At 56.8% G+C, this 14,995-nt stretch carries 14 protein-coding genes and 1 riboswitch; of the genes, 13 read left to right on the forward strand and 1 reads right to left on the reverse strand.

Translation table 11 applies throughout. From position 1 onward, the window contains the following. The first annotated feature begins 6 nt into the window (after positions 1-6). The 7 genes from thiH to thiC all read left to right on the forward strand — a co-directional run bounded on the left by thiH (position 7) and on the right by thiC (position 6,502). Positions 7-1,170, forward strand: a complete 1,164-nt coding sequence (thiH, locus tag QO008_RS05945; protein WP_307385112.1) for a 2-iminoacetate synthase ThiH — start codon at positions 7-9, stop codon at positions 1,168-1,170. Further along, the gene (gene thiE, locus QO008_RS05950; RefSeq protein ID WP_307385114.1) at positions 1,167-1,781 is read left to right on the forward strand and encodes a thiamine phosphate synthase; all 615 of its coding nucleotides are present in this window, start codon (positions 1,167-1,169) and stop codon (positions 1,779-1,781) included. Before thiH ends, thiE begins: the two co-directional genes overlap by 4 nt. Positions 1,782-1,817: 36 nt before the next feature. After that, the gene (locus tag QO008_RS05955) at positions 1,818-2,597 is read left to right on the forward strand and encodes an EFR1 family ferrodoxin (protein WP_307385116.1); all 780 of its coding nucleotides are present in this window, start codon (positions 1,818-1,820) and stop codon (positions 2,595-2,597) included. Positions 2,598-2,754: 157 nt separating this feature from the next. Continuing rightward, positions 2,755-2,851, forward strand: a riboswitch (TPP riboswitch). A gap of 65 nt (positions 2,852-2,916) precedes the next feature. Next, positions 2,917-3,732: a hydroxyethylthiazole kinase gene (gene thiM / locus QO008_RS05960; RefSeq protein ID WP_126466010.1), complete on the forward strand. Its 816-nt coding sequence runs from the start codon at positions 2,917-2,919 to the stop codon at positions 3,730-3,732. A 1-nt stretch (position 3,733) separates the two neighbouring features. Next, complete coding sequence (locus QO008_RS05965) at positions 3,734-4,423, forward strand: thiamine phosphate synthase (protein ID WP_307385118.1); 690 nt, start codon at positions 3,734-3,736, stop codon at positions 4,421-4,423. Continuing rightward, positions 4,420-5,199 carry a bifunctional hydroxymethylpyrimidine kinase/phosphomethylpyrimidine kinase gene (thiD, locus tag QO008_RS05970; RefSeq protein WP_307385120.1) on the forward strand — a complete coding sequence of 260 codons (780 nt, stop codon included), beginning with the start codon at positions 4,420-4,422 and terminating at the stop codon, positions 5,197-5,199. The genes QO008_RS05965 and thiD overlap by 4 nt, the downstream gene beginning before the upstream one ends. Before the next feature lies 1 nt (position 5,200). Next, positions 5,201-6,502 (forward strand): phosphomethylpyrimidine synthase ThiC, encoded by a 1,302-nt coding sequence (gene thiC / locus QO008_RS05975; RefSeq protein ID WP_126466004.1) that lies wholly within the window; start codon positions 5,201-5,203, stop codon positions 6,500-6,502. A 93-nt stretch (positions 6,503-6,595) separates the two neighbouring features. On the opposite strand, the gene QO008_RS05980 is transcribed toward thiC, so the two are convergent. Next, positions 6,596-9,022 (reverse strand): transglycosylase domain-containing protein, encoded by a 2,427-nt coding sequence (locus QO008_RS05980; RefSeq protein WP_307385123.1) that lies wholly within the window; start codon positions 9,020-9,022, stop codon positions 6,596-6,598. A gap of 206 nt (positions 9,023-9,228) precedes the next feature. On the opposite strand from QO008_RS05980, the gene QO008_RS05985 reads away from it, so the two are divergent. The 6 genes from QO008_RS05985 (at position 9,229) to lysS (ending at position 14,860) form a co-directional block, all read left to right on the forward strand. Next, entirely contained in the window at positions 9,229-10,176 is a 948-nt protein-coding gene (locus tag QO008_RS05985; protein WP_126466001.1) for a P1 family peptidase, read from the forward strand. Between the two features lie 36 nt (positions 10,177-10,212). Then, positions 10,213-10,983 (forward strand): ECF transporter S component, encoded by a 771-nt coding sequence (locus QO008_RS05990; protein ID WP_307385127.1) that lies wholly within the window; start codon positions 10,213-10,215, stop codon positions 10,981-10,983. An 18-nt stretch (positions 10,984-11,001) separates the two neighbouring features. Further along, the gene (locus tag QO008_RS05995; protein ID WP_126465998.1) at positions 11,002-11,775 is read left to right on the forward strand and encodes a type III pantothenate kinase; all 774 of its coding nucleotides are present in this window, start codon (positions 11,002-11,004) and stop codon (positions 11,773-11,775) included. Continuing rightward, a complete protein-coding gene (locus QO008_RS06000; protein WP_307385129.1) occupies positions 11,776-12,720 on the forward strand; it encodes a tRNA dihydrouridine synthase in 945 nt (314 codons plus the stop codon). 128 nt (positions 12,721-12,848) lie between these two features. After that, positions 12,849-13,325, forward strand: coding sequence for a transcription elongation factor GreA (gene greA, locus QO008_RS06005; protein WP_126465996.1), 477 nt, complete (start codon positions 12,849-12,851; stop codon positions 13,323-13,325). A 23-nt stretch (positions 13,326-13,348) separates the two neighbouring features. Further along, complete coding sequence (lysS, locus tag QO008_RS06010) at positions 13,349-14,860, forward strand: lysine--tRNA ligase (protein ID WP_126465995.1); 1,512 nt, start codon at positions 13,349-13,351, stop codon at positions 14,858-14,860. Positions 14,861-14,995: the final 135 nt, after the last annotated feature.

Below are 14,995 nucleotides of genomic sequence, written 5' to 3' on the forward strand. Positions count from 1 at the left end.
CATAGTATGAACATTCAAGATGTGCACGAATATTTTCCGGAAATGGACAATATCGGCGAAGAAATTCCCGATGCCATTCGCGAAAGCTACGAACGACAAAAAGACCGCGTCGTCACCGGCGCGGAGGTGATGGCGGCGCTACAAAAAGACCGCCTGGACCCGGACGACTACTTTGCCCTATTGAGCGATGCGGCGGAGGCGTATCTAAAGCCCATGGCGGAGCGGGCGCGCATGCTCAGAAAGCAGTACTTCGGCGACAATGTGTATGCCTTCTCGCCGCTGTATATCGCCAATTACTGCGAAAACGGCTGTCGCTACTGCGGCTTTAACGCCAAAAGCGGCATTCAGCGCTCCATGCTGAACGAAGAAGAAATCGAACGGGAAATGGAGGCGCTGGCCAAAGACGGGATCGAAGACGTGCTGATCCTCACCGGCGAATCCTCCAAATATTCCTCGGTGGAATACATCGCCCGGGCGGTGGAACTCGCAAAGAAGTACTTCCGCGTGATCGGCCTCGAAATCTATCCCGCCAATGTAAAAGACTACGCGCGCTTCCGCGAGGCCGGTGCGGATTTCGTCACGGTCTTTCAGGAGACCTATGACCCGGTGGCCTACGAATACTACCACCCCCACGGGCATAAACGCGCCATGAACTACCGCATGAACACCCAAGAGCGGGCGTTGATGGGCGGCATGCGCGGCGTAGGATTCGGAGCGTTGTTCGGCCTGAGCGATCCTCTGCGGGATGCGTATTCGTTGGGGCTGCACGCGCACTTGCTGCAACGCAAATACCCCCACGGAGAAATCGCCGTGTCCCTGCCGCGCATTCGACCCACCCACGGCGCCGAGGAAGTGGAAAACAAGAACCGCATCGACGAGAAGAAGCTGATGCAGTATCTCCTCGCCATCCGCATCTTTTTGCCCTTTGCCTCCATCACCATTTCCACGCGGGAAGGGGAGTCCTTCCGAAACGCCGCCATGTACTACGGCGCGACGAAGATTTCCGCTTCGGTGGATACGGGGATCGGCCGCCGCACCGAAGAAAACCGCAAGGAAGCCGAAGGGGAAGAACAATTCGTCATCGACGATCAGCGCACCCTCGACGATATCGAGAAGGATCTCGCCGAAATGGGGATGTATGTGCTGAGAAACGACTACATTCGGCTATGAGAAAGCTATATTTTGTCACCAATTCCGAGGCATTTTCCGATCGGGACGCTTTCTTTCGCTCCGTCGAATCCGCGTTAAAAGGCGGGATCGACTACTTGCAGCTGCGGGAGAAAAATCGCGGCGACCTGGATGTGCTGCGTCTCGCCGATGCCCTGCACGACAAAGCTCGACAATACGGCACGAAGTTTATCGTCGACGATCGGGTCGATGTCGCCAAGGCGACGGAGTCAGGCGTGCACTTGGGAACCGACGATCTGCCCATTTCCGTCGCGCGAGAAATTTTAGGCGATAAGGCGCTGATCGGCGCATCGGTAAAGACCGTAGAGCGCGCGAAAGAGGCCGAAGCGGAAGGGGCGGATTATTTCGGCACCGGCGCGCTCTTTCCCACCACCACCAAGGTCATCACCCGGCGCACCTCCTTCGACGACTTTTGCGCCATCAAAGAGACGGTGGACGTGCCGGTATTCGGCATCGGGGGCATCAACGAACAGACGCTCCCTGAATTAAAAGGCCTGCCCTTAGACGGCATCTGTGTGGTATCGGCGATCCAATACGCCGAGGTTCCCGAAGAGGCGGTGCGCCGCCTGCGGCGCCTGCTCGAAAGCATTTGATTTAGGCTGTGTTATACTCCCCGTAGGAGGGAGACTATGATTATTTACATGAGCGGCACGGGCAATACCGCCCACTGTGCGCGCGTTTTGGGTGAGCGGCTCCGAGAAGAGATCGTCGATATGACGCCCAAGATCCGCGCCGGCGATTTTTCGCCCGTCGAGAGCGCGCGATTGATCGTACTCACGCCCACATATTGTTGGCGCATGCCCCGAATCGTAGAGGAGTATCTGCGGCAGATCGATATACGAGCGGAACGGATCTATTTTATTCTCACCTGCGGAAGCGGCATCGGCGCGGCATCGAAGTACGCCGAGGCGCTCGCCCGAGAAAAGAAGGTCGCATTCGGAGGTTTGACGGGCGTCGTGATGCCCGAAAACTACACCGCGCTATTCTCTCCGCCGCCCCAAGAAGAAGCGCGTGCCATTATCGGGCGAGCGGAGGAGCGGATTGATGAGATCGCATCGGCGATCGAAGCGGGAAGTGCTATCGGCGATGCCCCCACATGGAAAGGTCGCCTGCTTTCCGGCATGGCGCCCCTGTTCGATGCCTGTATCGTAACGGCGCGGCCCTTTCGCGTTAAGGACAGCTGCATCGGCTGCGGCGAGTGCGCGCGCCGTTGCATGACCGCCAATATCGAGATGAAAGCGCAGAGGCCCCTCTGGCATGACCGCTGCATTCATTGCATGGCCTGTATCAATTACTGCCCGGTAGAGGCGATCGAATACGGCCGCCGCACGGCGGGAAAGGTGCGCTATACTTTCGAATCGGTTGAAAAAGAGGCGCGCCCTACGCCGAAAAAAGATGCCGAAAATTAATTAGGTAGCGCGCGGTACTGTGCTTTCGTCCTCGAAATATCCGAATCGTACGCCTTATTTTCGAAGAAAACTTTGGGAAGGAAGGCGTTTTTCGGGTGCCGTAATTTCATATATATTTGACAAACGGGTTTCATGGTGTTAAGGTGAATCTAATCCAATATTTTGCAAGGGGGACTTGTAAAGTTGAGAAGGTAAAACCTGACCCTTTGAACCTGTTAGTTAATACTATGGTAGGAATGCAATTCGGCGACCGAGTATCCGGCGTCGGACTTAAGGTATCTTCTCACGAAGATACCTTTTTTTGTGGAAAGAAGGCTGTATGAGAGAAATCAGAGAAGCGTTAATAGACGCCCATAGGGCGGTCGGGAAAACGAATCCCGTCGCGCCGTCGATTACGAATTTCGTCACGGTGGAATTTGTCGCCAACGCCCAGCTGGCGATCGGCGGCTCCGCGGCGATGGTCTATCTGCCCGACGAGGGAGAGGCGATGTGCCGCCTCGCAAAGAGCATCTATATCAATGTGGGGACGCTGATCCCTTCCCATAAAGAGACCGTACCCCGCACGGTAAAGTGCGCCCGCGAAAACGCCGCCTATGTATTGGATCCGGTGGCAGCCGGCATGGGCGATTTGCGCACGGAGCTCTTGCAATATATGAAGGCGTATCCGCCGCGCATTATCCGCGGCAATGCCTCGGAGATCCTTACAGTGGCAAAGCTGTGGGGCCTGATCGACGGCACATCGGGCAAGGTGCGCGGGGTGGATGCCACCGAATCGGTGGAGACCGCCCGCGCAGCGGCAGAGCACTTGGCCGCCTATATCGGCGGTGCGGTGGCGGTTTCGGGAAAAGAAGACCTCGTCACCGACGGAAAAAGGACCGTGGTATCGAAGGGCGGCAGCGCGTATTTTACCCGCATCACCGGGAGCGGCTGTTCCCTGGGCGGGGTAGCGGCGGTGTATCTCGCCGTGGCGGATCCCTTTGTGGCGGCGCTCGCGGCGACCAACGCCTACAATGTGGCGGGAAAACGAGCCGAGGCGCAAGCGCGGGGCACCGCGAGTTTTCAAGTAGAGTTCTTGGATGCGCTCTCGAATCTCACCGCCGAGGACATCGCCGCCTGCGAAATGGAAGAGGTGTAAGATGAAGGACTTCAGCATCGAAAAATACTTCGTCGTGGGCCCCGAAAACACCGGCGGCCGTCCCGTGCTCCCGATCATTCGCGCGGCGGTGGAAGCGGGCTTTACCTTTTTGCAGATTCGCTCGAAGACCGCGTCGGCACGGGAGTTGATCGTCCTGTTGGAAGATACCTCCCGCCTGCTTCGGGAGATGGGAAAGAGCGATTCGGTGGCCCTGGTGGCGGACGATCGCTTGGATGTGGTCCTCGCCGCCCGGGAACGGGGCGCCAAAGTCGATGGCATTCACGTCGGCCAGTCGGACATCTATCCCGAAATCTGCCGCAAGTATCTCGGCGACGATGCGATCGTCGGGCTTTCCGCCCCCACCGGGGATCTGGTGCACTATATCGAGAAGGGCGATTTTTCGCAGATCGACTACTTCGGCGCGGGGCCGCTCCATCCCACCGACACCAAGCGGGACTGCGGGCTCGACGCCGAGGGCAATCTGATCGTACGCACCCTCGACGAACTCACTCACTTGGCGGAGATTTCGCCCCTGCCGGTGACGGTGGGCGGCGGCGTAAAGGCGGAGGATCTCGAAGCGCTCGCGGCGACGGGGATTCACGGCTTCTTCGTGGTCTCTGCCGTGGCGGGGGCAGACGATCCCGGGGCGGCGGCAAGGGAGCTCGTCGAGATTTGGGATCACGCCCGATGAAGACAATGATGACCGTGGCGGGGAGCGACGCATCCGGCGGGGCGGGGATTCAGGCGGACATCAAGACCGCCACCGCCCTCGGCGTCTATGCGACGTCTGCGATTACAGCGATCACCGCCCAAAACACCATGGGGATTCGCCGCATCGACGTGCTGCCGCCGGAGGCGGTAGAGGCGCAAATGCGCGCGATCCTCGAAGACATTCCGCCCGATGCGGTAAAAATCGGCATGCTCTCGTCCGCCGAGACCATTCGCACCGTGGCCCGCTGCCTTCGGGACTATGCGGGACCGGTCGTCGTCGACCCCGTGCTCGTCGCATCGAGCGGCGCGCGGCTATTGGAGAAAGAGGCGCTTACCGCGCTGACCGACTGCCTCTTTCCCGTGTGCGATCTGATTACGCCCAATCTCCCCGAGGCGGCGGTGCTTTTGGAACAAGAGCGCATAGAAGACGGGGATATAGCACAGATCGCCGCATCCTTGGCGAAGCGCTACTCCCTTGCCGTGCTCGTAAAGGGCGGCCATGCCGAGGGCGATGCGACGGATGTGCTCTATGACGGAGCAATACACTACTTTACCAAGCCTCGCGTAGAGGGCGCCGATCCCCACGGGACGGGGTGCACGCTCTCTTCGGCGATCGCCTGCTATTTGAGTCTCGGCGCGCCGCTTCCTGTGGCGGTCGAGAAGGCGAAGGAATACGTATATAACGCGATAGAAAGTGCGCCGAATCTGGGTTCGGGCAAGGCGCCTTTGAATCATATGAATATAGGAGGAAAATAAAATGGCATACGCAACACAAATGGACGCGGCAAGACAGGGGATTATCACCCGTGAGATGGAAATCGTCGCCGAAAAGGAAAACCGCACGGCGGAAGAGATTCGCGCCTGGGTGGCGGAAGGCAAGGTCGCCATTCCCGCCAATAAAAACCACAAGAGCTTAGATCCCGCGGGCATCGGTTCTATGTTAAAGACCAAGATCAATGTCAACCTCGGGGTTTCCCGCGACGTCGCCGACTGGGAATCGGAGATGGAAAAGGTAAACCACGCTGTGGAACTCGGGGCGGATGCCATCATGGACCTCTCGACCCATGGAGACACCAAGATCTTCCGCAACAAGCTCACCGACGAGTGCCCGGCGATGATCGGTACCGTGCCGATCTACGACTCGGTCATCTATCACCAACGCGATCTGGGCGAACTTACCGCCGAGGACTTTTTGGAAGTCATCCGCGCCCACGGGGAAGACGGGGTCGACTTCGTCACCCTGCACTGCGGCCTGACCAAGCGCACGGTGGAACAACTGAAGCGCTTCGGCAGAAAGACCAATATCGTATCCCGCGGAGGGTCTTTGATCTTTGCGTGGATGAGCATGACCGGCGAAGAAAACCCCTTCTTCGAATACTATGACGAAATTCTCGACATCTGCCGCGAATACGATATGACCATCTCTTTGGGCGACGGCGCACGCCCCGGCTGTCTCGCCGATGCGGGCGATCTGCTGCAGATCGAAGAGCTGGTACGTTTGGGCGAGCTGACCAAGCGCGCATGGGAAAAAGACGTGCAGGTCATGGTCGAAGGACCGGGACACGTGCCCCTAAACGAAGTCGCCGCCAATATGGAAATTCAACAGACCATCTGTGCCGGCGCGCCCTTCTACGTATTGGGACCCTTGGTTACCGACATCGCACCGGGCTATGACCACATCACCGCCGCCATCGGCGGGGCGGTGGCCGCTGCCCACGGCGCCGCCTTCCTCTGCTATGTAACCCCGGCGGAACACTTGGCGCTTCCCAATGCGGCGGATGTCAAGGCGGGCATTATGGCCTCGAAGATCGCCGCTCACGCCGCGGATATCGCCAAGGGCGTTCCCGGTGCCCGCGACGAAGACGACGCCATGGGGGATGCGCGCCGGGAATTGGACTGGGAGAAGATGTTCGCCCACGCCATGGATCCCGAAACCGCACGCCGCGTGCGCGACGAACGAAGCCCCGAAGTGGAAGAAACCTGCTCCATGTGCGGCAAGTTCTGTGCCGTGCGCAGCATGAACAAGGCGCTCAGCGGAGAAAAAGTAGATATCCTCTAAGCCCACAAAAGAATCGCGGCAAAAAAAGAGCCTCCCGAGAGGCTCTTTTTGTATGCCCAAAATAAAAAAAGGTGCGGATTGTCCGCACCTTTTCTAGTTTTGTTGATCGCCTTGTCCTTGGCCCTGGCCCTGGCCTTGTCCTTGTCCTTGACCTTGACCCTGACCTTGTCCTTGGCCCTGTTGCTGGCTGTTGCCGTTGTTATTGTTATCGTTCTGTTCTTGATTGTCCTCTTTCTTTTCCACCTTCGGCTTTTTGGGCTTCGGAGGAATGTTCTTATAGAGGTTTCTCAGGCCGCTGGGGGCGGTGCTTTCGGCAAAGAGTTCGGTATAGCCCGCCACCGGAATATATTTGCGGTACAGGCCGTCTTCCGGCGCCTCGAACTTTTTGTCCGCGAGATCTTTGTGCACGTCGGACATAATCGCCCGCCACAGTCTCGCCGCCATACGGGAGTAGTCCCATAGGGGCGTGTTGTCGTCGTTTCCGATCCAGACCGATGCCGTGTAGTAGGGGGTATAGCCCACAAACCAGCTGTCGCGCTTGCGGTTGGTGGTACCGGTCTTGCCGGCGATGTGCATGCCGGAGAAGTTTGCGTAGGTACCGGTACCGCGGCTGACGACGTTCTCTAAGATATCGGTCATAATATAGGCGTTTTGGGGCGAGGTGATTTCCACTTCTTCCCGGGGGTTTTCGTAGATGACCTTGCCGCTTTTGTCGGTGATCTTGTCGACAAAGGAGGGAGCGATAAAGTTGCCTTGATTGGGGAAGGTACTGAATGCGCCCGCCATTTCCAGGGGACTGATTCCCACCGTCATGCCGCCGAGTGTGAGGGAGGCGAGGTTCATATCGTTGTATTTTTTGGTGTCGATATTGACGTAGCGCTCGTTGTCTTCAGGCTCTACGATAGAGCTGACATTCATCTTTTCCAGATTTTCGATCATCATCTTGCTCGCCTCGTCCTCGCCTTTGGCGAGTCCCTTGCCGACGAGATAGGCGCCGACATTCGACGAGTTGACGATCAGATTGCGGACGGTGGTATAGCCCTTGTAGCCCGTGGAGTTCTTGGGCCAGCCGCCGGGGCGCGGCAGGTCACGGTACACATCGCCCGCGGTACCCCCCTTGTTAAAGAGGGCGAGATAGGGGCCGATGGGCTTGATTGCCGAACCGGGCTGGCGCGGGTTTTTGGCGCGGTTTAGGATATTGTTGCCGCCGATGCCCCTTCCGCCGACAATCGAAGCGACGCGTCCGGTCTGGTGGTCCATAATGACGATCCCGACCTGGGGCTGAATGATGCCTTTTTTGTCCTTGTGGCGGCCGGGGAAGTAGGTATTCTGGCTTACTTTTTCCTCGACGATCTTTTGGATATCCAGATCCATGGGGGTTTCTATGCGCAGACCGCCGTTGTAGAGAATTTGCTGCGCCTCTTTCGAGTCGTGTCCCTGTTCTTTGAGGATGTCGAGCACTTCGTCTTTGACGGCATCCACATAATACGAGGAGATGCCCTTGGTGGTTCTCGCGCCGAGATCCAGCTCTATGGGCTCGTCGATGGCGGCGGTCATGGTAGATTCTTCGATCATACCCAGATCGTGCATTTTATGCAGGATCAGCTTTTGCCGCTTTTTGCTGGTGGGATTCGACACCGCCTTGCGCACGAGCATATCGCCCGATAAGACTTGGCTGTATTCGAAGGAGTCGATCTCGTCGGCCTCGAAGAGTGCCTTGCCGAGTTCCTTGTCCCGATCGGTGGATTCTTCGCCCAGCGAGTCCGCCGCCACCAGCGTAATTTCGAGGTTGTCGATGCCCTCGCCGTCCTCGAAGGGGGCGAGCTTATAGGGCGTATAGTCCGAAGGGCGGTTGGTGATGCCGATAATCATGGCGGATTCCGCCAAGGTGAGATCCGACACGTCTTTGTCGAAAAAGGTCTTGGCGGCGGCCTGTACGCCGATGGTGCCCTTGGAGAAGGCGGCGGAGTTCAAATACGCCTCGAGGATCTGTTCTTTGCTCAGATTGCTCTCCAGTTGAAAGGCGTAATAGATGTCCTGAAACTTTCGCGCAAAGCTCTGTACCTGCGAGGTATAGAGGTTTTTTGCCACCTGCATGGTGATGGTGGATCCCCCCTGGGAGAAGCTCATATTTCGCAGGTTCCGCACCGTGGCGGAAATCAGCCGGCGAAAGTCGACGCCGTTGTGCTCGTAAAACCGCTGGTCTTCGATGGCGACGGCCGCCTGTTTTAAGTGCTCGGGCATTTTGTCGATCGGCACGTATTCGCTAAATTCGTTCTGCACGAGTTTTTCCACCGGATCGCCGTTTTTGTCCAAAACGACCGATGTCTCGGCGATGGCCTCGCGTACATTTTTGGGGTCAATCTCCGGCGATTGGCTGATGGCGGTAACGGCATAGGCCGCGGCCAGCCCGGCCGTCGTGACCCCGATTATAATAATGATTAAAAATAAGATCTTAAAGGCGGAGCTCCAACGCAGGGAATGGGCTTCGCGCCCCTCCGCTCTGGTCTTTCTTGTCATAGAAACCTCCTTCTATATTTGACTATTATACCAAAAGGGCACAGAGAGAGGCATAAGATTCTGTGAAATATAGGCGTTCGGGCAAATTCTCCGCGAGAATTAGACGGATATTAGAAATATAGGCGGCGTCCTGTTAAAATTTTTACATACTGGGTAGAAACCCCGTATAGTTATGGTATAATCGTTTCGCGTGAAAGAGGTGTAATATGTATTCCGGACATATAACCGACGTTCCCGGCATCGCCGTGGGACATATGGAAGATGCGGAGGGCGGCACCGGTGTGACGGTCGTCGTGCCTCCGGCGGGCACCACCGCCGGCGTCGATGTACGCGGCGGCGGACCCGGCACCCGGGAGTGTATCTTGCTGCGGCCCGAATACGCCATGGATACGGTGCACGCCGTGGTCTTAAGCGGTGGCTCCGCCTATGGACTCGAGGCGGCGAGCGGCGTAATGCGCGGCTTGCGCGCCGACGGCATCGGCTATTCCGTGGGCGTGGGAATCGTCCCCATCGTCCCCTCGGCCATTCTCTTCGACTTGACCTACAAAAACCCCGACGTATGGCCCGATATGGAAATGGGCCTTTCGGCCTACAACCAGGCGAGTACCGAAATGAGACGACAAGGTTCGGTGGGCGCCGGTTGCGGTTGCACGGCGGCAAAGAGCATGGGCACAGAATACGCAAAGAAATCCGGCATCGGCTCCGCCGCCATACAGGTGGGCGATGCGGTATTTGCCGCCATCGTCGCGGTGAATGCCTTCGGCAATATTTACGATGCCGAAGCGGGACGCGCCCTCGCCATGCCCGTGGTGGACGGTGAGGCGGTGCCCTTTGAGGAAGCGCTACTTCGGGGGCCCTTATCCTTTGCCGAGGCGGGACACAAAAATACGACCCTCGCCATCGTCGCGACCAACGGAAAATTCGATAAGACCGCGCTCTGTAAGCTCGCGGGTAGGAGCCACAACGGCCTCGCCCGAAGCATTCAACCGGTACACACCGAACTCGACGGCGATACGATCTTTTCTCTCGCCACCAACGAGGTCGACATCTCTATGCAGGCCGCCGGCCACTATCTGCCCAAGGTGCTCGCGCGGGCGGTGGCAAACGGCATTTACAGCGTACAAAAAGATAATACAGCGAGCGAAACTATATGACCGGTATCCCGTGGGGAACCGGATCGGAGGGAAACTATGCAAACACACAAAGGCAAGAAGGACGGGCTGCTGTCGACGCGGCAGATCGTCATTATCGGCATTTTGGGGGCGATCACCGTCGTATTGGGACTGACGCCCTTGGGCTTTGTTCCCATCGGGCCCTTGAATGCGACCACCATGCACATTCCCGTCCTCGTCGCCGCCTTTTTGGAGGGGCCGGTGGTGGGCGGGTTCGTGGGTTTGATCTTCGGACTCAGCTCCCTGTTTAACGCCATCACCCGACCGACGCCGATTTCGATCGTATTCTACAATCCGCTGATTTCGATCCTGCCCCGCGTCCTCTTGGGCATCGTGAGCTATTATTTATATGCGGGCTTCCGAAAGATCGACGGCAACGCGCTGAAAAAGGTGGGGATTTTGTGCTGGATCGGCGCCCTGGCCTTTTTGCTTCGCGGCCTATGGGGCAATATTTCGGCGGGCGAATACGGCGCGTCGTTCTTTCTCAATACCTTCTTTCTCCTCCTCTCGGCAGGGCTCTTCTACGGCATGTGGAAGTCCGAGTCCAAAAGCGCCGCGGTGGTGCTCGCCGCCTTTGTATCGACCATCTTCCACTCGGCGATGGTGATGAGCGGCATTTATATCTTTTTTGCGGAGGAATTTGTAAAGGGCGTAGGCGCCTCTATGGAAGTGGTGAACACGGTGATCTTCGGCACCATTATCACATCGGGCGTGCCCGAGGGCATTCTGGCGGCGATCATTACGACCGGCGTGGTGACCGCCCGATTGGCAAGTATCAAGAAAAAATAACGGACAGTCAGGTGAGATATGTTATTAGTCATAGACGTCGGAAACACAAATATCGTCTTCGGAGCCTATAAGGGCGAGGAATTGATCCACGACTGGCGGATCTCCTCGGACCAATCCAAGACCAGCGACGAATTCGGCATGTTGATTACGCAAATACTGGACAATGTGCAGCTGAAACCCGTCGATATCGAAGCGGTCATCATCTCCTCGGTGGTGCCGAATTTAATGTATACGCTGCAGAATATGGTGATCAAATACTTCCACCAATACCCCATCGTCGTGGGCGTGGGCGTAAAGACCGGCATCAACATCCGCTACGACAACCCCAGGGAAGTGGGGGCGGACCGGATCGTAAACGCCGTGGCGGCGATTGAACGCTATGGCGGACCGTGCATTATCATCGATCTGGGCACGGCGGTCACCTTCTGTGTGGTCGACGATAAGAAGAACTATTTGGGCGGGTTGATTATACCGGGCATCAGCATCTCGGCGGATGCGCTGGTGTCGAGAACCTCGAAGCTCCCCAAAATCGAGATCATCAAGCCCGAGAAGGTCATCGGAAAGACGACCGTGAGCAGTATGCAAAACGGGCTCTACTACGGGTTTTCGTCGATGATCGACGGCATCGTCACCCATATCATTCGCGAGATGGGCTTGGGACCCGACGAACTCAAGATCATCGCCACCGGCGGGTTTGCCAATCTCTTGGTCTCCGACAGCATCTACGACATCCTTATCGATCGGGACCTGACGTTGGACGGCCTGCGCATTCTCTATGAGTTGAACCGTTAAATGAAATTTACGATCGCACTGGCGCCTATGGCGGGCTATACCGATCTCAGCTTTCGGCGAATTGCCTCCCGTTACGGGATGGACTACGCCACCACCGAGATGGTAAGCGTCAAGGCGCTTTATTACGGAGACAAAAAGACGAAGCGGCTGATGGCGGTGGCAGAGGACGAGGCACCGGTGGGGCTGCAGCTATTCGGCGAGGATCCCGCAATTTTGGAGCAGGTTCTCGCGGACCTTTCTGAAAGCGGCGGGCTCGACGCGTTCGCCTTCGTGGACCTCAATATGGGCTGTCCCGCGCCGAAAATCGTAAAGACCGGCGCCGGAAGCGCGCTTATGCGGGATCTGCCCCGGGCTAGGGCGATGATGGAATCCGCCGTCAAGGCCTCCTCCGTGCCCGTCACCGTAAAGGTTCGAAAGGGCTTTTTGGAAGGGGAGACGCAGGGGCTCGAGATCGCCAAAATCGCCCAAGATGCGGGCATCTCGGCCCTTACCGTGCACGGAAGGAGCCGCGAGGCGTATTACAGCGGCCTCGCCGATTGGGATTTTATCGGCCGCGTTTCGAATGCGGTGACGATCCCCGTCATCGGAAACGGCGACATCGCCCGGGCCGAAGACATCGCCCATGCACGGGACTACGGCGTGGCGGGTGTCGCCATAGGGCGGGGCGTCATCGGCAATCCCTTTTTATTTCGCGACTGTAAGCGGTTCCTTTTAGGCGAGGATCCCCTACCGATATCGGATGCGGAGATCCTGCGCGTCGCCAAGACCCACCTCGCCTGGAGCGTGGCGCAAAAGGGAGAGCGGCTGGGCGTGGTCGAGATGCGCAAGCATTTTATCGGCTATCTGAAGGGCTTTCCCGGCGCAAAAAAACTGCGCGCAGAAATCCTTTCGCTTGCCACCGAGGCGGAGATCTTAAAATTTTTGGACGCGATCCCCGTAGAATAGCCCCGCCCGATTGACAGAAAAAGCCATTTTTTATATAATGGGGAAACTTGAGTACCGGGACCCAATTGCGGGTCCTTTCTTAATAAATGGATAGAAAGGCGAACGCATCGCCGAATGGGAGTGATCAAATGGTAGATAAGGACGTATTTATTACCGAGGAAGGTCTGCAAAAGATCGAGGACGAAATCGAATACTTAAAGACCGTTCGACGCAAAGAAGTGGCCGAACGGATCAAAGTGGCGTTGGGCTACGGCGACCTCTCGGAAAACTCGGAATACGACGAGGCGAAAAACGAGCAGGCGCAAGTGGAAGAGCGCATCGCAAAGCTCGAATATATGGCGAGAAATGCCAAGGTCGTCAAAGAAGACGACCTGAACGAAGACATCGTCAATGTCGGTTCCACCGTCGTCGTCAAAGATATCGAGACTGGCGATGAGGACACCTATGATATAGTAGGCAGTGCGGAAGCCGATCCCCTGGAAGGCAAGATCTCCAACGAAAGCCCCATCGGCGCGGGCCTTATGGGCAAAAGCGTCGGCGATGTGGCGGAAATCGAAGTGCCCCAGGGCAAGGTTCAACTGGAAGTGCTGAAGATATCGATTTGATAGACAATAGCGGGAGGCAGAAAATGGCACAAGGTCAAAAGAGCAGCGAAGTTAGGGACAGAAAGCTCGAGAAGGTCCAAAACCTGATCGACGAAGGCAACAGTCCCTATTTGGCGGAGAAGTACGATGTAGACACCTACACGAACGCCATCGTAGACAATTTCGACGAGATGGAAGGCAAGACCGTATCGGTCGCCGGCCGGGTCATCAGCAAAAGACGCCACGGCAAGATCGCCTTCTTGGACATTCTGGACACCTACGGACAGGTTCAGATCTTCGCCAAGAAAAACAATCTCGAAGAAGAATACGAAGTCATTAAAGGCGTGGACGTGGGGGATTTTCTCGGCGTAAAGGGCGAAGTCATTCGTACCCAGGCGGGCGCGATCTCCGTCGAGGCGAAAGCGGTACAGCTGCTCTCGAAGAGCATTCAGGTGCTGCCCGAAAAATTCCACGGCCTCAAGGACATGGACCTTCGGTATCGCCAGCGCTACGTAGACCTGATCGTCAATCCCGAGGTCAAGGAAGTATTCTTTAAGCGCAGCGCCATCATCAAGGCGGTACGCAAATTCCTCGACGCGCGCGGATTTTTGGAAGTGGAAACCCCCATTCTCGGCAATGTGGCCGGCGGCGCCAATGCCCGTCCCTTCCTGACCCACCACAACGCGCTGGACATCGACCTGCAAATGCGGATCGCCAACGAACTCTTCTTAAAGCGTCTTATCGTCGGCGGCTTCGACAAAGTCTATGAAATGGGCAAAATGTTCCGCAACGAGGGGATGGACGCCCGTCACAATCCCGAATTCACCAATATGGAACTCTACCAGGCCTATGTGGATATGGACGAAATGATGCGCATCACCGAAGAACTGGTGGCATTCTGCGCCGAAGAAGTCCTCGGGAGCGCCGTCATCGAATACCAGGGCAAGACATTGGACCTTACCCCGCCGTGGAAGCGCATTCGCATGCAGGATGCCGTCAAAGAATACAGCGGCGTCGACTTCGATGCCATCGAAACCGACGAAGAGGCCCTCGCCGTGGCCAAGGAAAAGGGCCTCGAGGTACAGCCCTTCTGGACCCGCGGTCACGTCATCAGCGAAATGTTCGAGGAATACTGCGAGGAACATATGGTGCAGCCCACTTTTATTACGGGCCACCCCGTAGAAGTGTCGCCCCTCGCCAAGCGCGACCCCGAAGATCCCCGGATCACCCGGCGATTCGAGGCATTTATCAACACGTGGGAAATCGCCAATGCCTTTAGCGAGTTGAACGACCCGATCGACCAAAGAGAGCGCTTCGAAGAGCAAGTCAAAGACCAGGAAAAGGGCGACGACGAAGCCCACCCCATGGATTACGACTTTATCAACGCCATCGAAGTCGGCATGCCTCCCACCGGCGGTCTGGGCGTCGGCATCGACCGCGTCATTATGCTTTTGACCGACCAAACTAGCATACGCGACATTCTCTTCTTCCCCACCATGAAACCCTTGGAAGGCCAAGATGTGGAAAGCTGGGACGAAGAAAGCGAAGAAGAATAAAGAGAGAAGACTCCGCTTCGGCGGGGTCTTTTTTTGTTGCCGGGATTCTTTACAATAAAGGTATATTTATAAAACCTATGCATAAAAAGACAGATTAAAAAACAAAATACTAAATTGGTATACATTGGTATACAA

Origin of the sequence: Aedoeadaptatus ivorii (assembly GCF_030815095.1) — a bacterium.
Taxonomy (GTDB): Bacteria; Bacillota; Clostridia; order Tissierellales; family Peptoniphilaceae; genus Aedoeadaptatus; species Aedoeadaptatus ivorii.